The sequence below is a fragment of the Achromobacter sp. CSND-B12 genome (assembly GCF_052906545.1).
The window spans coordinates 6,624,320-6,643,619 of record NZ_JBREGJ010000001.1 but is presented as its reverse complement, the minus strand read 5'-3'; the positions used below and the strand labels follow the sequence as shown (position 1 = coordinate 6,643,619).

Sequence of the window (19,300 nt, the reverse complement as noted above, 5' to 3'; positions counted from 1 at the left end):
GGGGCCACAGCGCTAGGGCCAGATGCCGTATTCGATAGGAGCCAAGGGGGCTGCCCCGCCTTGGGGCGGCGGCCCGGGCGTCCTACGTCTTTCGGGGGAGAGCGGGCGGAAAAGGGTGCGAGCCGGGCGGACCCTTGCCGGCAGGTCTCGCCGTGGCCGGCGATCCCGCTCGTCGCGCTAGAGCCTGAAATGCCGCCGCAGGGTCTGTTCCAGCAGGTCGGTGGCCGGGGCGGTTTGCGCCGAGGCCGCGCGCAGCAGAACGATCTCATGCGCGGCAATGGCCGGCAGCGTGTCCAGCACCCGCATGGCGCTTGTCACCCGCGAGCGATCGATCAGGCTGACGGCCAGGCCCGACTCGACGCAGGCTTCGACCGCCTGGCTCGACGGACTGCTCAAGACCGTCCGCCAGGCCAGGCCCGCGCGATCCAGGCTGGTGGTCATTGCCTCCCGGTAGGGGCAGTGCGCCGCGTGCAGGGCCAAGGGCAGGGGATCGGGCAATGGCGTCCCCAGCCTGGCGCTTCCCGCCCACACCGGCGTGGTCCAGGCCAGTGAATGCGGGTCCGGCCGCCGGGCCATCGCTTGCGCCGCCAGCGCCAGATGCAGGCGACCGCGGCCGACCTGGTCGCGCAGCGCCAGGCTGGGCGCCGTCGTCACTTCCAGCACGACGCCCGGCCAGTCCGCGGCGAACAGTGGCAGGATGTCGCGGATGACGTGGGCCGCGTACTCGTCGGGCAGGCCCAGCTTGATACGCCCGGCAAGCGCCGTCCCCTGGATGCCGCCCAGTACCCGGTCGTGCACGCGCAGCAGCTCGGCCGTGCCGCCCAGTACGCGCTGGCCCAGGGGCGTCAGCGTCACCGACTGGTTGTCGCGCTCCAGCAGCCGGCCGCCGACCACGGCCTCCAGCCGCTGGATGTGGACGCTGACCGCCGCCGGACTGCGGTGGACGTGCTCGGCCGCGGCGCGGAATTGTCCCAGCCGGGCCACGGCATGGAACGTGCGCAGCAGGTCGATATCCAGTGATTGGTTCATGATTTCGATTTTGTGAACGAGGCGGCAAATATATTTTGATTTATTTGATTATGGCCTGGCCTTAAGGTCAAGGTCATGAGAAAACCATCGATGCCCCACCTTGCCATGCCCCGCGGGGATGCCTGCAACGCCGCCTCCGCGCCAATCGCGGTTCGGCGGACCGCCCCGGCCGCCGTGCCGCTGTTGGCGCTGGAGGCCGCGTTGGTCGTGACCTGGAGCTCGGGGTTCGTCGGCACGCGCTTTTCCATCGACCACGGCTCGGCCTTCCTGGTCGTGTTCTGGCGCTGCGTGTTGGTCGCGCTGGCGCTGTTGCCCTGGGTGGCGGGTCCGTTGCGGCGCACGCCGGCGGCGCTGCTGTTGCGCCACGCCGGCATCGGCCTGCTGGCGATGGCCGGCTACCTGGCGGGCGTCGCCAAGGGTATCGAATACGGCGTGCCGGCGGGGTTGGCCGCGCTGATCGCCGACCTCTTGCCGATCGGCACGGCGCTGCTGGGAGCCGGGCTGCTCGGCCAGCGCCTGAACAGGCGCGCCTGGCTGGGCTTGCTGCTGGGATTGCTGGGCGTGATCCTGGTCACGCGCGATGCCCTGGCCTGGGGCGGGACGCCGCCATGGACCTACGGCCTGCCGTTGCTGGGCATGCTGTCGCTGGCGCTGGCCACCCTGTGGCAGAAGCAGGCCGATTCCCCCGCGTCCATGGGGCTGCTGTCCAATCTGTGGGTGCAATGCGCGATTTCGGCGGTGGCCTTCGCCGCGCTGGCGGGCAGGGAAGGCAGCCTGCTGCCGGTTGCCAGCGCCGGGTTCGCGCTCAGCGTGCTGTGGACAGCGGCGCTGTCGACGCTGGGCGGCTACGGCCTGTATTGGATCTGCCTGCGGCGCTCGTCTCCCACCCGTGTCGCCAGCGTGCTGTACCTGAGCCCGGCGGTTACCCTGGTGTGGGCCTGGGCCATGTTCGGCGAGCCGCTGTCCTGGCTGATGCTGGTGGGCACGGCCGTGTCGGCGTGCGGCATCTGGATGGTCGTGCGGAACGAACCGCGCTAGCGCTTGCTTCGCGCGCCGACAAAAAAGCCGGCCCCGGAGGGGCCGGCCATTCCCGGGCGGCGCCAGGCGCGCTTCAGCGGATCAGGCTGAGGAACTCGGCGCGGGTCGACGGGTTGTCGTGGAATTCGCCCAGCATCACCGACGTGACCATGGACGAATTCTGCTTTTCGACGCCGCGCATCATCATGCACATGTGCTGGGCTTCGATGACCACGGCCACGCCGGCGGCGCCGGTGACGGACTGCACCGCCTCGGCCACCTGGCGGCTGAGGTTTTCCTGGATCTGCAGGCGGCGGGCGTACATCTCGACGATGCGCGCCACCTTGGACAGGCCCAGCACCTTGCCGTTGGGCAGGTAGGCCACATGCGCCTTGCCGATGAAGGGCAGCATGTGGTGCTCACAGAGCGAATACAGCTCGATGTTCTTGACCAGCACGATCTCGCGCGTGTCGGAGGTGAACAGGGCGCCGTTGACGATCTCTTCCAGGTTCTGGTTGTAGCCGCGGCACAGGTGGCGCATGGCCTTGGCCGCGCGCGCCGGCGTGTCCGCGAGGCCTTCGCGGGATGGGTCTTCCCCCAGTGCTTCGAGAATGGCGGTGTAGTGACTTTCCAATGACATGGGAACTCCTGGGGGCTGCGCGCCGGCGATGGCGATGAACACGCAAGTCTACTCCAGCGCGGGCCGGCTTCGCAGCCGGAAACCCGACGGATGGAGGGGTTATACGCCGCGGTTCTCGACCGCGTACTTGATCAGTTCGGCCTGGCCGTCGATGCCCAGCTTGCGCTTGATGTTCAGGCGATGGGTTTCGACGGTGCGCACCGACAGGCCCAGCGCCTGGGCGATCTGCTTGTTGGCGTGGCCGCTGGCGATGTGGCGCAGCACGTCGCGCTCGCGCTGGGTCAGCAGGGTGGCCGGCGCGCTGGCCTGCGACAGGCGCAGCGACACGGCGGCGCTGAAGTAGGTGCGGCCGGTCATGACAGCGTCGATGGCCGCCAGGATCTCCTGGGCCGGCTCGTCCTTGAGCAGGTAGCCGCGGGCACCGGCGCGCACCGCCTGCACCATGTATTCGGCGTTGTCGTGCATCGACAGCACCAGCACCGCGATCTGCGGATAGCGTTCATGCAGTTGCGCGGTGAGTTCCAGCCCGCCCACGCCCGGCATGTTCAGGTCCATCAGCACCAATTGCGGCAGGGTGCCGCCCAGCGGGTCCTCCGCCAGGCAGGCCTGCAGGAAGGCCAGGGCGGCGGCGGCGTTGCCGGCTTCGCCCACCACTTGCAGGTGCGGCACGGTCTCAAGGCGCAGGCGCAGGCCGTCGCGCACCAGCGGGTGGTCGTCGATCAGCAGCAGTCGGATGGGGGAGCCAGGGTCGGTCATGCGGGTCTGGAAACGTCGGGGGTGGGCGGCGGCAAGGGCAGCCAGGCCTGCAGGGTGGTGCCCTGGTCGGAGGTATGGAAACTGAGGCTGCCGGACAGCGCGGTCATGCGTTCGCGCATGTTGCGCAGGCCGATGCCGCGGCGCGGATCCTGCTGCACTTCGGCGTAGTCGAAGCCGCGGCCGTCGTCATGGATGGTCAGGCGCAGGTCGCGTTCGGTGTATGCCAGCGTCAGGTCGGCGCGGCGGGCGCCGGCGTGGCGCACGACGTTGGTCAGGGCCTCCTGGGTAACGCGGAACAGGGCGGTGGCGTAGGCGTCGGGCAGCTTGACGGGGCGGCCCTGCGTGGCCAGCCGCACCGTCAGGGGCGCCGCGCCATCCTGGCTGGCGCCGGCGAATTCCCGGCCCAGGTGCTCCAGCGCGGCCGGCAGGCCCAGGTCATCCAGCAGGGTCGGGCGCAGGTTGTGCGAGATGCGCCGCACTTCGCCCACCGCGGTATTGAGGCGATCGAGCGCGCTGCCCAATGGCGTGTCGATGTGCGCCAGCGCGCGCGGCTCGGCCCCCAGGGCCTGGCGTACCCGTTCGCGCGCGGCTTCCAGCGCCAGCTTGATCGACACCAGCACCTGGCTGATGCCATCGTGCAGCTCGCGCGACAGGCGGGCGCGTTCGTCTTCCTGCGACCGCACCAGCTGCTGCGCCATCAGCCGCAGCTTGGCGTCGGACTGACGGTGGTCGCTGATATTGAGCGCCAGGCCGCAGGCGGCCACGCCCAGGATCGAGACGGCGGCGATGCCGGCGACCCAGGCGAACATGTTGCGGATGTTGGACTGGGCGGCGGCGTCGATGTGCGCCAGGGTCTGTTCGACGTCGTCCAGGTAGATGCCGGTGCCCAGCATCCAGCCCCAGCGTTCCAGCACCACCACGTAGCCGAGCTTTTCCACCATCTGGTGGGTCGAGGGCTTTTCCCACTGGTAGTGCACCGCCTCGCCCTGGCTGCCGCCGCGGCGGGCGGCCGTCAGCAGGTTCTGGATCACCGGCTGGCCGTGGGTGTCGCGCAGGTTCCAGAGGTCGCGGCCGACCAGTTCGGGCTGGCGCGGGTGCATCAGGTTCCGCCCTTGCAGGTCGTAGACGAAGAAATAGCCGTCGTGGCCGAATTCCATCTGCGCCAGCAGCGCCAGCGCGCGCTCGCGGGCGGCGTCGCCGTCGCTGGCGTCCTGCAGCGGGGCGATGGCGCTGTAGGCCAGGCTGACATAGTGGCGCAGCTCGCTTTCCTTGCTGCCCAGCCAGGCGCTTTCCACCACCTCTTTTTCGCGCTGCGCCAGTTGCAGGCCCTGCACGTAGACGGCCACGGCAATGGCCGCCAGCGCCACCAGCAGGGGGACGGCGGCCAGCAGCAGGATTTTCAGACGCAGCTTCATCAGGGGATTTGTATCAGCGCGGATTGCGCGTGTTGCGGTGCATCAAGAGAATGGGGCCACGCAACTCATGCGGGTTTGCGGTCGATTTTACGATCGCGGCGGCAAATATGCTGCGGCGCATTCGGTAGTAATACGTAGAGGGCTTGCGTAGTTTCGCGCTTGTTGCGGCCAGGCCAAACCGAAATACTAACGCCCGCGTCGACCGGACGCCGCGCGGACGCCTGCGTCCGCCACCCTACAACAACGAGTCTGCCCACCCGCGGGACGAAAAAAGCGTTGCACGCCAAAAGCATGGCGGGAGGCAAGAGGAGCACTTATGCATACCAGCAGTAAGGGACTGGGTCAGCACCTGGTCTGGCTGGCGGTTGCGGTATTGGGCGCGTTCGCGCTCGGCACCGTGGCGCTGGCCAGGGGTGAGACCATCAACGCGCTATGGGTGGTGATCGCCGCCGTCTGCGTGTACTTGATCGCATACCGCTATTACAGCCGCTTCATCGCCAACAAGGTGTTCAGCCTTGACCCGACGCGCATGACGCCGGCCTGGAAGTACAACGACGGCCTGGACTACGTTCCGACCAACAAGCACGTGCTGTTCGGCCACCACTTCGCCGCCATCGCCGGCGCCGGCCCGCTGGTCGGCCCCGTGCTGGCCGCGCAGATGGGCTACCTGCCGGGCATGCTGTGGATCCTGGCCGGCGTGGTGTTCGCCGGCGCCGTGCAGGATTTCACCATCCTGTTCATCTCGACGCGCCGCGACGGCCGTTCGCTGGGCGACCTGGTCAAGTCAGAGCTGGGCAAGGTCCCGGGCGTGATCGCGCTGTTCGGCGCCTTCATGATCATGGTCATCATCCTGGCGGTGCTGGCGCTGATCGTGGTCAAGGCGCTGACGCACTCGCCGTGGGGCACCTTCACGGTGGCCGCCACCATTCCCATCGCGCTCTTCATGGGCGTGTACCTGCGCTACATCCGTCCGGGCAAGATCGGCGAGGTCTCCATCATCGGCTTCGTCGGCCTGATGGCGGCAATCACCTTCGGCCAGGACGTGGCCGCGCATCCGGTCATCGGCCCGATGTTCGACTTCGACGGCAAGGGCCTGACCTGGATCCTGATCATCTACGGTTTCATCGCCTCGGTGCTGCCGGTGTGGCTGCTGCTGGCCCCGCGCGACTACCTGTCGACCTTCCTGAAGATCGGCACCATCGTCGGCCTGGCCATCGGCATCGTGGTGGTCGCGCCCGAGCTGAAAATGCCGGCGCTGACGCAGTTCGTGGACGGCTCCGGTCCGGTGTGGTCGGGCAACCTGTTCCCGTTCCTGTTCATCACCATCGCCTGCGGCGCGGTGTCGGGCTTCCATGCCCTGATCTCCTCGGGCACCACGCCCAAGCTGATCGAGAACGAAACCCAGGCCCGCTACATCGGTTACGGCGGCATGCTGATGGAATCGTTCGTCGCCATCATGGCGCTGGTGGCCGCCTGCGTCATCGAGCCGGGCATCTACTACGCCATGAACAGCCCGGCCGCCGTCATCGGCACCACGCCCGACCAGGTCGCCCAGGTGGTGTCCAGCTGGGGCTTCGTGATCACCCCGGCCGACCTGGTGCAGACCGCCAAGGACGTCGGCGAAAGCACCATCATCTCGCGCGCCGGCGGCGCGCCGACGCTGGCCGTGGGCATGGCGCACATCCTGCACCAGGCCATCGGCGGCCCCAGCATGATGGCGTTCTGGTACCACTTCGCCATCCTGTTCGAGGCGCTGTTCATCCTGACGGCCGTGGACGCCGGCACCCGCGCGGGCCGCTTCATGCTGCAGGACCTGCTGGGCACCTTCGCGCCGTCGCTCAAGCGCACCGAGTCGCTGCCCGCCAACCTGATCGCCACCGGCCTGTGCGTGGCGGCCTGGGGCTATTTCCTGTACCAGGGCGTGGTCGACCCGCTGGGCGGCATCAACACGCTGTGGCCGCTGTTCGGCATCGCCAACCAGATGCTGGCCGCGATCGCGCTGACGCTGGGCACCGTGGTGCTGTTCAAGATGAAGCGCGACCGCTACGCCTGGGTCACCGTGCTGCCGACGCTGTGGCTGCTGGCGTGCACCCTGACCGCAGGCTGGCAGAAGGTGTTCCACGCCGACCCCAAGGTCAGTTTCCTGTCGCACGCGGCCAAGTACAACGCCGCCATCGCCGAAGGCAAGGTGCTGGCGCCGGCCAAGTCGCTGGCGGAAATGTCGCGCGTCGTGATGAACGACTACATCAACGCCGGCCTGTGCGCGATCTTCATGTTCGTGGTGATCAGCACGGTGCTGTTCGGCATCCGGTCGGTCATGCGCGCCCGCGCCGAGAACCAGCCGACCGCGCGCGAGACGCCCTACGAAACCCTGCCGGCCGCCGCGGCCGCCGGCGCGGACTGAGCCCGGGAGGCGCCGCCATGCTGTTTTCCAACATGACCTCGGCGGCCGGCGCCGCCGGCCGCTACCTCGGCCAGACGCTGCGCTTGATGGTCGGCGTGCCCGACTACGAGAACTACGTCGAGCACATGCGGCGCACCCACCCCGACCAGGAGCCGATGAGCTACGAGGCGTTCTTCCGCGAGCGCCAGGATGCCCGCTACGGCGGCAAGAAGCGCATCGGCTGCTGCTGAGGGGACGCGCGCCGCTTGCGGCCGCCATGCAAAAGGCGCCGGCTTTGTCCGGCGCCTTTTTCTTTGGCCAAGTGTGTCTGCCGCCCCTGTCTGCCGCCCAGGTTCCGCCGACCGCGTCTTGCCGGCAGTGGCCGCGGGCGCGGCTGCCACTGGCGAGTCGTGGCCGCCGGGGGCGGCGCCAGCGGCTAGCGCGCGTGCTTCTTGGCTCCGGCCACGCAGATCACGGCGGCCAGCGTCACCAGCAACATGCTCCAGCTGACCTGTTCGTGCAGCAGCAGCGCCGCCAGGCCCAGGCCCATGAACGGCTGGAACAACTGCAGCTGGCCCACCGCGGCGATTCCGCCCTGGGCCAGCCCGCGGTACCAGAACACGAAGCCGATCAGCATGCTGAACAGCGACACGTAGGCCAGGCTGATCCAGCCGGCCGCGCTGACATGGGCGAAGGAGGGCGGCAGGGTGAACAGCGCCAGCGGCAGCATCACCGGCAAGGACAGCACCAGGGCCCAGCTGATGACCTGCCAGCCGCCCAGCGTGCGCGACAGCTTGGCGCCTTCGGCGTAGCCCATGCCGCAGACCACGATGGCCGCCAGCATCAGCAGGTCGCCCTTGAGCGAAACAGCCAGGCCGCCCATCAAGGCGTAGCCGACCACGAAGGCCGCGCCCGCCACCGAGAACATCCAGAACGCCGGCCGCGGGCGTTCACCGCCGCGCAGTACCGCGAAAATGGCGGTGGACAGCGGCAGCAGCCCCAGGAACACGATTGAATGGGCCGAGGTGACGTGCTGCAGCGCCAGCGCCGTCAATAGCGGAAAGCCCAGCACCACGCCCAACGCCGTCAGGGCCAGCGCGGGCAACTGGGCGCGCCCAGGCCGCGGCTGGCGCAGCAGCCACAGCAGGGTCCAGCCCAGCACGGCGGCAATGGCGGCGCGGGCGCAGGTCAGGAAGATGGGGTCCAGTTCCGCTACCGCCACCCGCGTCGCGGGCAGCGAGCCCGCAAAGATCGCCACGCCGATGAAACCATTGATCCAGCCGCTTGTTGCCTTGTCCATGTACCGCTCCGGTCAAAACGCCAGTGAAGCATTTCCTGCTCGTTTTCCCTATAGACAGTCCAGTACAATTCAAAATAACTGTTATGCAATACGGTCCAGTACGGTGGAAGGGGAAGCCATGAAACAAGGCGGCACGCGGATCGAGGCGGTCATGGCGCAGGTGCGCTCGCGCATCGCGGCGCGCGCCTATCTGCCGGGCGCGCGCCTGCCGTCGGTGCGGGCGCAGGCGGGCGCCATGGGGGTGTCGGTATCGACGGTGGTCGAGGCGTATGAACGCCTGGCGGCGGAAGGCAGCATCACGTCGCGGCCCGGCTCGGGCTTTTACGTCGCCGGCCCGGTGGCGCCGCTGGCGCTGACCGAGATCGGCCCGCGGCTCGACCGCGAGATCGATCCGCTGTGGGTGTCGCGGCAGTCGCTGGAGGCCGCGCCCGACGCGCTGCGGCCCGGCTGCGGCTGGCTGCCGAGCGCCTGGATGTACGAGGCGGGCATCCGCCGCGCATTGCGCGCCCTGGCCAAGGCCGATTCCCTGGCGCTGACCGAGTACGCCACGCCCCTGGGCCACCCGGGCCTGCGCCAGGTGCTGTCGCGGCGCCTGGCCGCCGCCGGCATCGAGACCACGCCCGAACAGGTCATGCTGGCCGAGTCCGGGACCCAGGCCATCGACCTGATCTGCCGCTTCCTGCTGGAGCCGGGCGATACCGTGCTGGTGGACGATCCCTGCTATTTCAACTTCCATGCCTTGCTCAAGGCGCACCGCGCCCGCGTGGTCAGCGTGCCCTATACGGCGCAAGGCCCCGACGTGGCGCGCTTCGAGGCGGCGCTGCGCGAGCATGCCCCGCGCCTGTACATCACCAACTCGGGCATCCACAACCCCACCGGCGCGACGCTGTCGCCGCTGGTGGCGCACCGCTTGCTCAAGGCGGCCGACGGCGCCGGGCTGGTGATCGTGGAAGACGACATCTTCGCCGACTTCGAGAACGCGCCCGCGCCACGGCTGGCGGCCTTCGACGGCCTGTCGCGCGTGATCCAGATCGGCAGTTTCTCCAAGACGGTGTCGGCTTCGCTGCGCTGCGGCTTCATCGCGGCGCGGGCCGATTGGATCGACAGCCTGGCCGACCTGAAGATCGCCACCACCTTCGGTGGCGGGCGCCTGGCGGCCGACGTGGTGTTCCGCACGCTGACCGACAGCGGCTACCGCAAGCACATGGAATGGGTGCGCCAGCGGCTGGCCGAGGAACGCGAACGGACCACCGCGCGCCTGGCAGCCCTGGGCATCGTGCCGTGGCTCGCGCCCAAGGCCGGCATGTTCCTGTGGTGCCGCCTGCCGGCCGGCGTCGACGCGGCGACGGTGGCGCGCGCCTGCCTGCGCGAAGGCGTGGTGCTGGCGCCGGGCAACGCCTTCAGCGTGTCGCTGAGCGCCGGGGACTGCCTGCGGTTCAACGTCGCGCAGTCCGGCGATCCGCGCGTGTTCGAGACGCTGGCGCGGGCGCTGGAGGGCAGCCGGGCGGGCTGAGCGGTCCGGGCGGCTCGCGCCGCGCGGCTGCCCGACGCGGGCCCGGCCTCAGGCCGCCCGCGCGCGCTTTTCCGCCGCCAGCACCAGCGGAATGGCGCAGGCCGCGCACAGCGCCATCACCAGGAAACCGCCCGGCGCGTAGGCGCGATACAGCGCGCCGCCCAGCTGGATGCTGCCGAACATGAACACGCCGCCCGACAGCAGCGCGTACAGCGCAATGGCCGAGGTCTTGCAGGCCGCCGGCACGCGGCGCGCGATGTACCACATGATGGCGGCGTTGTTGCCCGCCAGCGTGAAGCATTGCAGCAGCTGCAGCGCGGCGATCCAGGCCGGGTCGGTGGTGGCCGACAGGCCGGCCCAGCGCAGCGCCGTCATGGCGGCCGAAACCAGGATCAGCCACTGCGCGCCGACCCGCGCTAGCACCTTGGGCGCGAGGAAGAAAAACAGCACTTCGCTGGCCACGCCCACCGCCCACAGCATCGAGATCAGCGCCGTCGACAGGCCGCGATCGGTCCAGTAGAGCGTGGAATACGAATACAGGAAGCCGTTGCTGGCCTGCACCAGCGAGGCGGCGCCGATGCACAGCAGCAGCGGCCGGTCGCGCAGGATCTCGCGCATCGGCAGCCGCACGCGCTCGGCGGGCGCCTCGTCGGCGGCGGGACGGGCCGCCCGGGGCAGCAGGCGCACGCAGGCCAGGGAGGCCACGATCAGCAGCATCGACAGCCACATCACCCAGTCGGCGCCGAAGGTCTTGATGAGGTAGCCGCCGGCCACCGTCACCAACGCGAAGCCGAGCGAGCCGCAGGCGCGGATGATGGTGTAGGAGTTGCCCTGGCCGCGGCCGCTGGCGATCGCCATGCGGTCCAGCAGGGGCAGCACCGCCGGGAACACGGCGTTCAGCAACAGCGTGACGCCGAACAGCCAGGCGGGCGCCTGGCTGAACGGATAGCAGATGAATAGCGCCAGCGAGGCGGCCAGCGCGGCGAAGATCAGGCCATGCGCGCCGCCGCGCTGGTCGGCGACGTGCGCCACCACCGGGGTGGACAGGATCTTGGGCAGGAACGAGGTCGCCACGATCAGGCCGATCAGCGCCGGATCGAGTCCGCGGCCGGCGAACCACAGCGGAAGAAAGGGAATGCTGACGCCCTGCAAGCCGTAGTACAGGAAGTAGAACCCATGCAGGGCGATAGCGCCTTGCCGGGCGTCGGGGTTGCCGCGCATAGCGATGTGACGGGAGTGTGGCCGTTGTGAAGCGCCGTAGCATACTCCTTCCGCCGGGCCGGCTTGGCGGCGCCGGCGATCCCTCCCGCCCGGGGCGCGGCGGCGCTACCAGGGCAGGGGCGCCGCCTCGCCGTTGGCGTGCTCGCCGTAATAGAGCGACGGCAGGAAGCGCGACAGGAAGGTGAACTCCGTATAACAGTGGCGCAGCAGGTTCAGCCCCAGCGCGTCCGGCACGGCCTGTTCCGGCCGTTCGCCCGACAGCCCCAGGTAGAAACGGCTGCGCAGCACGCAGCCGAACGGCGTGTCGCGCGTCAGGTGGATCATCTGGCCGTCCATCGGATCACCGTCCGGGTCGAGCTGGACGTGGTCGCCAAAGCCAATGCGCGCATAGACGGCCGCCGACACGTCCTGGCTGTCCTGCGCCGCGCGCAAGCGCTCGGCGTCGAAGGCCTCTGCGGGCGCGTGGAACTTCAGCCTGGCCGCCACCGGCGGCAGGTCGGCCAGCGACTCGACCGCGTGGATCGAGGCGCCGATGTAGTTTTCACCCCGGCGCCAGGCGCTGTCCCAGCCGCGGTGCTCGACGTGGTCCTGCGGATGCCACCACTTGATGTGCTGGGTGGTCTGGAAGAATTTGAACCACCAGTCGAACATGCGGCCCTTGCAGCCGTGCAGGTCGGTGCGCGCGGCCACCACCAGGCCGCCGCCGGGCAGCCGGGTGATGCCGGTCTCGAGCCTGAGCGGCGCGGGGTCGAGCAGACTGTCCATGTCGGCGCGGATGTGCGCCGCGTCGGGATGCGGGGAGGTCATTGCGTAGGCTCCGAGAGGGGGGGGAAGGCGGATTCTACAATAAAGAAACGTTATTCGTTTCCAAAATAAGCGTAGCGTGTAAGATCGCACTTCATTCACAGGAGCTCCTCCCGACCATGGCATCGTCCCCCTCGCCGCGGCCGCGCGGCCGTCCCGCCCGGCCCGACGCCGAATTGCGCGCGGCCGCGCTGGAGGCCGCCACCTGGCTATTGCTGAACCAGGGCTACGCCGCGGCCACGCTGGAAGCGGTGGCCAAGCGGGCCGGCATGGCCAAGAAAACCGTCTACCGCTTCGCGGCCAATCGCGAGGACCTGGTGGCGCAAGTGGTGCGCGGCTGGACCGACACATTCGAGCCGGTGATGGCACAGGATGTCGGCAGCGCCGCCGATGTGCTGCCGGCCCTGGCGCGGGTGCTGCAGGCGATCGCCGATCGCGCCCTGTCGGCCGACGCCGTCGGCATGTTCCGGCTGCTGACCGCCGACTTTCCGGCGCGCGCGGCGCTGTTGGCGGTCTACCAGGAAAATGGCATCGAGCGCGGCACAGCGATGCTGGCCGCGTGGTTCGAGAAGCTCGCCGCGCGGGGCTTCATCCGCATCAGGCAGCCGCGCGAGACGGCCGGCCTGCTGCTGGCCATGACCATCGCCGAGCCATTGCGGCAGATGGCGCTGGGCCTGGCCCAGCCGCTGCCCCAGGGCTCCATCGCGGATCGCATCCAGGCTTGCGTGGCGTTGTTTGCCGGCCAGGGCGAAGTGTTCGCGGTCAGGTCCGGCGCGGCCGTGGACTAGTCGCGAGCGGCCGCCACCGCCGTGGCGCCGACCATGGCGGCGATCTCGGCGACCATGGCGCGGGTCAGGCGGCCGGTTCCCAGGCGCCGCAACAGCGCTTCGCGCGCCACGGCAAAGACAATGGCCTGTCCCAGAATGGCGTGGGCGCGCAGGATGCAGCCGCGGCTGTCGGGCGCTTCCCCCCGGATGACGGCGACGCGCCGCGTCACCGCTTCGTGCAGGGGCATGAACAGCACGGCGTGGATGGCTTCGAATTTGGGAGTGGGTTGCAGCTGTTCGCGCGCCAGCAACAGGCTGCGGGCGGCGGACGCCTCGGAATCCAGCAACGCGGCCGCGAAGCCGCGCATGATCGCTTCCAGTTGCAGCGCCGCGTCGGCTGCTGTGCGGGGCGCGGCATCCGGCCAGTCCAGCCGTTCGGCGATGGCTTGCGCCGTCTGCTCCAGTACGGCTGCATAGACGCCTTCCTTGCCGCCGAAATGATACGGAATGGCGGATTGGTTGACGCCGGCGGCCTGCGCCAGCTGGCGCGTGCGCACGCCTTCGAGGCCCAGCTGGCTGAAGAGGGCCAGTCCGGCCCGCAGCAACCGGTCGCGCGTGTCGGCGGCGCGCTCGGTGGCAGGGGATTCAGTCGTCGATGTACTCATGTGCGTTCTTGCTTCGCGTGTCTTCGGCCTGGGCCGGCACGGGGAAGGCCCCCCGGCCGCGCGCCAGGATAGCAGGGCCTGGGTCCGCGCCGGCGATCCTGGCGGCGAAGGCTAGCCGTCGGCGAGCATCAGCCGGGTCGAATTCCGGTTCAGGGCGATGCCGCCATTTTCACCCACGATCACCGTGCCGCCGATGTTGGCCAGATGGCGCCCGAAGCCGCAGTTGGGCTCGAACGCGAAGCACATGCCGGCTTGCAGCGGAAGATCCCGGCCCACGGTCGGCAGGGGCCGCAGTTGCGGATAGCGCGCGGCCTCGGGCAGGGATTCTATCCCCGGCGCGGTGCCGAAGCCCACCGGACCGTAGGGGTTGATGCTGTGGACCAGGGGATGCACGTGCCAGCCGCCGGATTCCAGCAAAGGCGCCTCCATGGCGTCGACCAGATCGCCAAACGTATTGCCCACGCGCAGCGCCGCCAGGCCGCTTTCATAGCAGGCGCGGGCGACGTCGGCGGCGCGATGGATGTCCGGGTGGACCTCGCCGATCGCCACCGCCGCCTGGTGCTGCGTTTCCATCAAGCCATAGAGCGCGAAGATCTCCGACAGCACGATGTCGCCCTCGCGCAGCAGCCGGGGCCGCTGCGACCGGTACTGCCACGCGGGCGGTCCCCAGCCGACATACTCCGGGCCGGTTCCCAGCAGCACTTCGGCGGTGTAGCCGCCCATGGCGAAGCAGGTGGCGGTGACGGCGGCCACCAGGTCGGCTTCGCTGACCCCCGGCCGGGCCGTGGCGCGCAGTGTTTCGCTCATGGCCTCGCCGATATGGGCGGCGTAGCGGACCAGGGCGAGTTCTTCCTCGCTCTTGACCGATACCAGCCGGAAGAAGGCTTTGTACACGGGGACGAGTTCCGCCTTGGGCAAGGCCTGCGCCAGGCCCTGCAGGGTGCGCGCGGGCAGGGCGCCGTCGAAATAGAAGGGCGGATAGGGTTCCAGCCCGATGATGCCGACGCGGCTGCCGTCCAGCCCGCGTTCAGCCAGCCAGGCGCCGACGTCGCGGCCCGTCTTGCCCACGTACAGCTGTTCCGGCGCGATCCATTGCAGGTCGCCGCGCAGCGCCGACTGGATGTGGTCGGCGATCATCAGCGAGGCGAAGGTATAGACCCTGGGCGCTTCGTCGCCGATGAAGACCACCAGCGATCCGGGGCGGTCGTTGCTGAAATAGCAATCGGGCGAAAAACCGGCGGGCGCGGCCGCTTCGCGGTCGCCATAGACGACCAGCGCCTGCAGGCCTTCGGCCCGCATGAGGTCGCGGGCCAGGTTCCAGCGCCGGTTTCTTTCCGCCAGCGACAGCGGGGCGGGAGGGGTGTTCATGCGTGTTCCTTGGTTTGGGTCGGGATGTACAGATTAATTCATTCAAATGAATGAATCAAGGCGACTATCAGGCCCGGTGCGACGGCGAGCAGCCGGTTTGCGTTTGTCCCATTGGCAAAGCGCCCGTACGGGATTACCCTGGGGCGTGGCGGCGCGATCGATCGCGCCGCGCGCGTGTTTTCCGAATCATTTCCAGGAGCTGCGATTCATGGCCAAGAAACTGAATGAGAAGACCACCAAGGCGGCAAAGACGCTGCGCAAGCGTCCGCTGGCGACCCCCACCGACCTGGCCGCCGCCGCCACCCGCGACATCTCCGCGGTGCTGAACCAGGTGCTGGCCGACGTGTTCGCGCTGTACCTGAAGACCAAGAATTTCCATTGGCACGTCAGCGGGCCGCATTTTCGCGACTACCATCTGCTGCTCGATGAACAGGGCGACCAACTGTTCGCCATGACCGATCCGATCGCCGAGCGCATCCGCAAGATCGGCGGCACCACGCTGCGTTCCATCGGCCATATCTCGCGCAGCCAGCGCATTGCCGACAACGACGCCGACTACGTGCAGCCGCTCGACATGCTGGCCGAGCTGCGCGAAGACAACAAGACCCTGGCGGCCACGCTGCGCGAGGCCCACAACGTTACCGACGAACATCGCGACATCGCCAGCTCCAGCCTGATCGAGAACTGGATCGACGAGACCGAGCGGCGTACCTGGTTCCTGTTCGAGGCCAGCCGGCAGGGCGACAGCACCGGCCATTGAGCGGCGCTTGCGAGAGCCCGGGGGCGCTCACGCCGCCCGGCGCCCTCCATGTGGCGGGGCCCGGCGTCAGCCGTCCCGCCCAAAACCGCCGCTGGCCCATTCCTGGGCGCGCCGCACGTTCAGTTTGTACGTCGGCGCAACCTGGATCCGGGCCAATTCGTCGCCCGATTCATCGTAGGCGCTGAGCACGGCGTAGGGCTCGTCTTCGTCCGGAACGATGTCCAGCTTGATCGTCAGGCGGCCGTTGGCGCCGTCGATCTTCACGCTCTTGTGCAGCGTGGCGTGCAACTGCTGTTCGTGGCGGCGCAGGACTTCGTTGGCGGTCTTGACCAGGGTGGAGAACGCGGGGCCGTCCAGCGGCTTGGGGTTCTTCTTGTCGCGGCCCATGGTCCAGGGCCCCACCAGCGCCGGTTCGGCCTGCCCGTCCAGGGTCATCTCGACGGCCCAGCCGTCGTCGTCCTCGTTCTTGATGATGCGCGCGGTCCAGCCGTCGTCGCGCCACAGCGTGGCGGTCTGTTCCTTGCGGTATTCGGACACGTCGGTGTCCGGCGTGGGGGAGTCATTCACTGCGGTGCTTTTCCTGGATGCATGGATTCAAGGCCGCGGCAGTCATGGATGCCCGCGGCACCCCCGCACTGTAGCGCAATGGCGGCGCCGTTTGCCCGCGCCCGGTGCCGCGGCGTGCCGCGGACGTCACGATCGCGACGCCCGCGGCCTGGCCGGCGCTGGCCTAGAAGCGCATGGCCAGCTTGAACAGGCCCGACTGCTGCCGGTTGCCGCCGCCGAACTGCGCGTCGTAGGCAACGCCCGCGGTGGTGTTGCGCGTGATGGCCATTTCGGCGCCCAGCCCGACCACGGCGGCGTTCTGCGCGATCGGCACGCCCCGCACCGAGAACGTGCTGCCGCCGTCGAAGGCCAGCTCCTGGCGCGGCTTCACGTCGCCCATGGCGTGGCGCCAGCCCAGCGATGCGGTCAGGCGGCCCGGCGCGCCGTGCGAGTCGAAGCGCCATGAGCCGCGCATTCCCAGCGTGGTGCTGGTAACGTCGTCCGAGCCGCCCTTGCCGCGCAGCGCGGCGCTGCCGCCCGATTCCTCGAAATCGCGCGTGCGCAGCTGGTTCCAGGCCAGGCCGGCAAAGGGTTCGATGGCATAGGCGTCATTGAGCGGCAGGTGGTAGCCGAGTTCGGTGAACACCTGGGTCGACGAGGCGCGATACGACGACTTGAGCTGCTGGTTCAGGCTGCCCGCGGCCACGTTGCGCTTGGTGTCGATGTCGTGCCAGGTGTAGGCCGCGCCCGCCATGAAGCGGACGTGGCCGGGGCCGGCCGCGAAGTTGCGCCCGCCGAACAGGGTCGCGGTGTAGCTGTCGACGTCGGTGCGCGACGCGGCATCGGCGATCGAGCTGTGGCTGCCCGTGTAGCCGAGCGCGCCGCCCAGGCGCCAGCCGCCGCCGACCGCGCCGTCGCCGCCGACGAAGAAGCCGCCGGCCGACTGCTTCACGCTCGATGCGTTGCCGTCGCCGCCGAGCGTGCTCCAGTTGCCGAAGGCCTGGGCCCAGAGCGGCGAGGCGCCGCTTTGCGGCAGGGCGTCGGCGGAAGGCGAGCCCAGCTGGGCGGTGGGCTGGCCGGCGCGCATGGGCGCGTCCAGGTTGCCGCGCAGGTGCTCCAGCGGCAGCGCGCGCACGGTGTCCGCCTGGCCTTGCAGCACCGAGGCGGTGCTCGCGTAGGCTTCACCCGCGAGCAGCTTGAGGGCCGATCGCGCTTCGTTCGCCGTCATCGACAGCACCGCCGTCGTCACCTGGCGCGCGCCGGAACCCTGGACCGACGCGTTGCCGCTGCCGATGACGGCCGATCCGCCGCCCGATGACGCGTCATTGCCGTTGGACGGCGAACCGTTGCCGTTGGACGACGAGCCAGTGCCGTTCGACGACGAGCCAGTGCCGGCCACGGGCGGGTCTTCCTTGTCGAGGGCTTCGCCCACGCTGCTTTCGTTGCCGCCATTGCCGATGCTGCCGATCGGGACGTCATTGCGCGTCAGCGTCATGTAGGCGTTTTTCGTGTCGTAGCTGAGCGTGGGCGTAAGGAAGGCATAGGCGCTGGAGGCGCCCGTGAAGCGGCCCTGGATGCCGCCGTCGGCGGTCAGGATGTTGTAGGTGGCGCGCGGCGCATAGTTGCCGGCCGGCCCGATGTGCGCCACGGTCCCGTCCAGGCTGGCGATGCCGGTGACGTGGATGCGATCGCTCGCGCTGCTGGCCGGGTCGGCGTGCACGCGATAGATCGTGTCCGCGCCGAAGGTGAGGTTGCCGTTGATCGTCAGCGTGCCGATGGGCGAGCCGTCATTGCCGGGCGCGATGACGGCGGTGGGGTAGAGCGTGGTGGCGCCGAGTTGGCCGACGCCCGCCAGCACGACTTCGCGGCCGATGTCGACGGGGCCGTTCAACTTGCCGTCGATTTCCAGGGCGCCGTCGGCGATCAGGATGGGGCCGCTCAGGCCGCTGCTGTCGGCGGTCAGGATCAGCGACCCCGGGCCGGTCTTGACGAAGCCTTGCGTGCCTTGCAGCGGGTTGTGGATGGTGTCGACGAACTGGCCGGAGGCATAGGTGCCGTCGCCAACCACCAGGGCCGGCGGATTGCCGCCGTTGCCGACCAGGGTGATGGGCGCGCCTTGCAGGGTGTAGCGGTCGGTGGCGAACTGGATGCCGGACACGCGCACGGGGCCGGCGCCGCCATCCACCGTGACGGTGCCGGTCGCGCCCGCGAATATGGCGTAGCCGCCGTCGGGCAGGGCGCCGGTGGCATTGGCCGGGCTGTTCCAGTTGGCGCTGGCGGCGCTCCAGGTGCCGTTGCCGCCGCCCGCGCGGGTCGCCGACGCCACGCCGTTGCCGTTCCACAGATTGGTCGTGCTGGGGCCCAGGATGAGGTTGATCTGCTTGTCGCCGGTGAGCGACTGGATGGTCGCGGCCGGCAGCGAGTCGCCGCTGACCGTGCCCAGCGTCAGGCCGTTGCCGCTCAACGTGCCGCCGTACGACAGGATGCGGTAATAGCCGGCGTTGACGCCCAGGGTGTTGACCGACACGTTCAGCGTGGTGTTGTTCAGGGCGACGTTGCCGCCGACCGTGATGTTGTCGCCGGTGCCGGGTTGCGTGATCGGCAGGCCCGCGTAGCCGGTCTCGAAATCGAACACGGCGTTGTTCATCGACAGGTCGCCCTTGACGACGAGGTTGCCGTTGGACACGCCGGTCGGCGTGCCGAGGGGGTAGCCGGGCGCGACGCGCGCGCCCGTCACGTCGAGATTGCCGTCGATCGTGCCGAAGCCCGACACCGTGCCGTTCGACGCGGCGTTGACGTTGCCGGCAAGGGTGACGCCGGCGCCGCCGCCGTTGCCGCCGACCACCAGCGTGCCGCCGTTGACGTCAATGCCGCCCGGCAGGCTGGCCGAGCCGTCGAACACCTGGGTATTGCCGGATGTCACCGTCAGGTCGGCGGCCATGGCGGCGCCGCAGCAGGAGGTACTCAATGCGACCGTGGCCGTCAGCCACTTGTTCGTGCGGTAAGTCAAGACTGGGATCCTTTTTGTCGCGGCCCAGCGTGTGGAATCCATGCGTATCCGCCCGCGGAAATACGGTTTCCGTGCGCGGAAATATTTTGTATGGATTCGACTGGCC

Annotated in this window: 17 protein-coding genes; 6 read left to right on the top strand and 11 right to left on the bottom strand. The window is 69.2% G+C overall.

All coding sequences use genetic code 11. The features are described from left to right. Positions 1-177: 177 nt before the first annotated feature. Positions 178-1,029 carry a LysR family transcriptional regulator gene (locus ACUTAG_RS31140; RefSeq protein WP_026383763.1) on the bottom strand — a complete coding sequence of 284 codons (852 nt, stop codon included), beginning with the start codon at positions 1,027-1,029 and terminating at the stop codon, positions 178-180. A gap of 90 nt (positions 1,030-1,119) precedes the next feature. On the opposite strand from ACUTAG_RS31140, the gene ACUTAG_RS31135 reads away from it, so the two are divergent. Further along, a complete protein-coding gene (locus ACUTAG_RS31135) occupies positions 1,120-2,067 on the top strand; it encodes a DMT family transporter (protein WP_262352280.1) in 948 nt (315 codons plus the stop codon). A 73-nt stretch (positions 2,068-2,140) separates the two neighbouring features. Here the strand turns inward: ACUTAG_RS31135 and folE are convergent, their stop codons facing one another. The 3 genes from folE to ACUTAG_RS31120 all read right to left on the bottom strand — a co-directional run bounded on the left by folE (position 2,141) and on the right by ACUTAG_RS31120 (position 4,857). Beyond that, positions 2,141-2,686, bottom strand: coding sequence for a GTP cyclohydrolase I FolE (gene folE / locus ACUTAG_RS31130; RefSeq protein WP_026383761.1), 546 nt, complete (start codon positions 2,684-2,686; stop codon positions 2,141-2,143). 99 nt (positions 2,687-2,785) lie between these two features. After that, positions 2,786-3,442 (bottom strand): response regulator, encoded by a 657-nt coding sequence (locus tag ACUTAG_RS31125; RefSeq protein WP_006387204.1) that lies wholly within the window; start codon positions 3,440-3,442, stop codon positions 2,786-2,788. Then, positions 3,439-4,857 carry a cache domain-containing protein gene (locus ACUTAG_RS31120; RefSeq protein WP_024069007.1) on the bottom strand — a complete coding sequence of 473 codons (1,419 nt, stop codon included), beginning with the start codon at positions 4,855-4,857 and terminating at the stop codon, positions 3,439-3,441. Before ACUTAG_RS31120 ends, ACUTAG_RS31125 begins: the two co-directional genes overlap by 4 nt. 316 nt (positions 4,858-5,173) lie before the next feature. On the opposite strand from ACUTAG_RS31120, the gene ACUTAG_RS31115 reads away from it, so the two are divergent. Together ACUTAG_RS31115 and ACUTAG_RS31110 are read left to right on the top strand one after the other, a co-directional pair. Further along, complete coding sequence (locus tag ACUTAG_RS31115) at positions 5,174-7,261, top strand: carbon starvation CstA family protein (RefSeq protein WP_020927887.1); 2,088 nt, start codon at positions 5,174-5,176, stop codon at positions 7,259-7,261. Between the two features lie 17 nt (positions 7,262-7,278). Continuing rightward, positions 7,279-7,491 (top strand): YbdD/YjiX family protein, encoded by a 213-nt coding sequence (locus tag ACUTAG_RS31110; protein ID WP_006387201.1) that lies wholly within the window; start codon positions 7,279-7,281, stop codon positions 7,489-7,491. 185 nt (positions 7,492-7,676) lie between these two features. On the opposite strand, the gene ACUTAG_RS31105 is transcribed toward ACUTAG_RS31110, so the two are convergent. Continuing rightward, positions 7,677-8,540 carry a DMT family transporter gene (locus ACUTAG_RS31105; RefSeq protein WP_006387200.1) on the bottom strand — a complete coding sequence of 288 codons (864 nt, stop codon included), beginning with the start codon at positions 8,538-8,540 and terminating at the stop codon, positions 7,677-7,679. A gap of 118 nt (positions 8,541-8,658) precedes the next feature. Between ACUTAG_RS31105 and ACUTAG_RS31100 the strand changes: the two genes are divergently transcribed. Further along, positions 8,659-10,053: an aminotransferase-like domain-containing protein gene (locus ACUTAG_RS31100; RefSeq protein WP_006387199.1), complete on the top strand. Its 1,395-nt coding sequence runs from the start codon at positions 8,659-8,661 to the stop codon at positions 10,051-10,053. Positions 10,054-10,101: 48 nt separating this feature from the next. Here ACUTAG_RS31100 and ACUTAG_RS31095 read toward each other — a convergent pair whose 3' ends face one another. After that, positions 10,102-11,274, bottom strand: a complete 1,173-nt coding sequence (locus ACUTAG_RS31095) for an MFS transporter (protein ID WP_446650447.1) — start codon at positions 11,272-11,274, stop codon at positions 10,102-10,104. Between the two features lie 105 nt (positions 11,275-11,379). Further along, positions 11,380-12,081 carry a DAPG hydrolase family protein gene (locus tag ACUTAG_RS31090; RefSeq protein WP_024069005.1) on the bottom strand — a complete coding sequence of 234 codons (702 nt, stop codon included), beginning with the start codon at positions 12,079-12,081 and terminating at the stop codon, positions 11,380-11,382. 116 nt (positions 12,082-12,197) lie between these two features. Between ACUTAG_RS31090 and ACUTAG_RS31085 the strand changes: the two genes are divergently transcribed. Continuing rightward, positions 12,198-12,866, top strand: coding sequence for a TetR/AcrR family transcriptional regulator (locus ACUTAG_RS31085; protein ID WP_020927882.1), 669 nt, complete (start codon positions 12,198-12,200; stop codon positions 12,864-12,866). Here the strand turns inward: ACUTAG_RS31085 and ACUTAG_RS31080 are convergent. Beyond that, positions 12,863-13,510 (bottom strand): CerR family C-terminal domain-containing protein, encoded by a 648-nt coding sequence (locus tag ACUTAG_RS31080; RefSeq protein WP_006387195.1) that lies wholly within the window; start codon positions 13,508-13,510, stop codon positions 12,863-12,865. The two genes, ACUTAG_RS31085 and ACUTAG_RS31080, sit on opposite strands and share 4 nt — an antisense overlap. A gap of 111 nt (positions 13,511-13,621) precedes the next feature. Next, positions 13,622-14,878 (bottom strand): M24 family metallopeptidase, encoded by a 1,257-nt coding sequence (locus ACUTAG_RS31075; protein ID WP_054443310.1) that lies wholly within the window; start codon positions 14,876-14,878, stop codon positions 13,622-13,624. Positions 14,879-15,086: 208 nt separating this feature from the next. Here ACUTAG_RS31075 and ACUTAG_RS31070 point away from each other — a divergent pair, with 208 nt between their 5' ends. Continuing rightward, on the top strand, positions 15,087-15,638 hold the full coding sequence (locus ACUTAG_RS31070; RefSeq protein WP_006387193.1) for a Dps family protein: 552 nt from the start codon (positions 15,087-15,089) through the stop codon (positions 15,636-15,638). Between the two features lie 66 nt (positions 15,639-15,704). On the opposite strand, the gene ACUTAG_RS31065 is transcribed toward ACUTAG_RS31070, so the two are convergent. After that, entirely contained in the window at positions 15,705-16,205 is a 501-nt protein-coding gene (locus ACUTAG_RS31065; RefSeq protein WP_006387192.1) for a hypothetical protein, read from the bottom strand. Between the two features lie 163 nt (positions 16,206-16,368). Next, positions 16,369-19,194 (bottom strand): autotransporter family protein, encoded by a 2,826-nt coding sequence (locus ACUTAG_RS31060; protein ID WP_148318819.1) that lies wholly within the window; start codon positions 19,192-19,194, stop codon positions 16,369-16,371. Between the last annotated feature and the right edge of the window lie 106 nt (positions 19,195-19,300).

Bases quoted from the DNA above. Each gene is read 5' to 3' on its own strand.
- ACUTAG_RS31115 (WP_020927887.1), top strand. From the start codon at position 5,174: ATGCATACCAGCAGTAAGGGACTGGGTCAGCACCTGGTCTGGCTGGCG.
- ACUTAG_RS31080 (WP_006387195.1), bottom strand. From the start codon at position 13,510: ATGAGTACATCGACGACTGAATCCCCTGCCACCGAGCGCGCCGCCGAC.
- ACUTAG_RS31120 (WP_024069007.1), bottom strand. From the start codon at position 4,857: ATGAAGCTGCGTCTGAAAATCCTGCTGCTGGCCGCCGTCCCCCTGCTG.
- ACUTAG_RS31140 (WP_026383763.1), bottom strand. From the start codon at position 1,029: ATGAACCAATCACTGGATATCGACCTGCTGCGCACGTTCCATGCCGTG.
- ACUTAG_RS31135 (WP_262352280.1), top strand. From the start codon at position 1,120: ATGCCCCACCTTGCCATGCCCCGCGGGGATGCCTGCAACGCCGCCTCC.
- ACUTAG_RS31110 (WP_006387201.1), top strand. From the start codon at position 7,279: ATGCTGTTTTCCAACATGACCTCGGCGGCCGGCGCCGCCGGCCGCTAC.
- ACUTAG_RS31100 (WP_006387199.1), top strand. From the start codon at position 8,659: ATGAAACAAGGCGGCACGCGGATCGAGGCGGTCATGGCGCAGGTGCGC.
- ACUTAG_RS31075 (WP_054443310.1), bottom strand. From the start codon at position 14,878: ATGAACACCCCTCCCGCCCCGCTGTCGCTGGCGGAAAGAAACCGGCGC.
- ACUTAG_RS31095 (WP_446650447.1), bottom strand. From the start codon at position 11,274: ATGCGCGGCAACCCCGACGCCCGGCAAGGCGCTATCGCCCTGCATGGG.
- ACUTAG_RS31070 (WP_006387193.1), top strand. From the start codon at position 15,087: ATGGCCAAGAAACTGAATGAGAAGACCACCAAGGCGGCAAAGACGCTG.
- ACUTAG_RS31105 (WP_006387200.1), bottom strand. From the start codon at position 8,540: ATGGACAAGGCAACAAGCGGCTGGATCAATGGTTTCATCGGCGTGGCG.
- ACUTAG_RS31125 (WP_006387204.1), bottom strand. From the start codon at position 3,442: ATGACCGACCCTGGCTCCCCCATCCGACTGCTGCTGATCGACGACCAC.
- ACUTAG_RS31085 (WP_020927882.1), top strand. From the start codon at position 12,198: ATGGCATCGTCCCCCTCGCCGCGGCCGCGCGGCCGTCCCGCCCGGCCC.
- folE (WP_026383761.1), bottom strand. From the start codon at position 2,686: ATGTCATTGGAAAGTCACTACACCGCCATTCTCGAAGCACTGGGGGAA.
- ACUTAG_RS31090 (WP_024069005.1), bottom strand. From the start codon at position 12,081: ATGACCTCCCCGCATCCCGACGCGGCGCACATCCGCGCCGACATGGAC.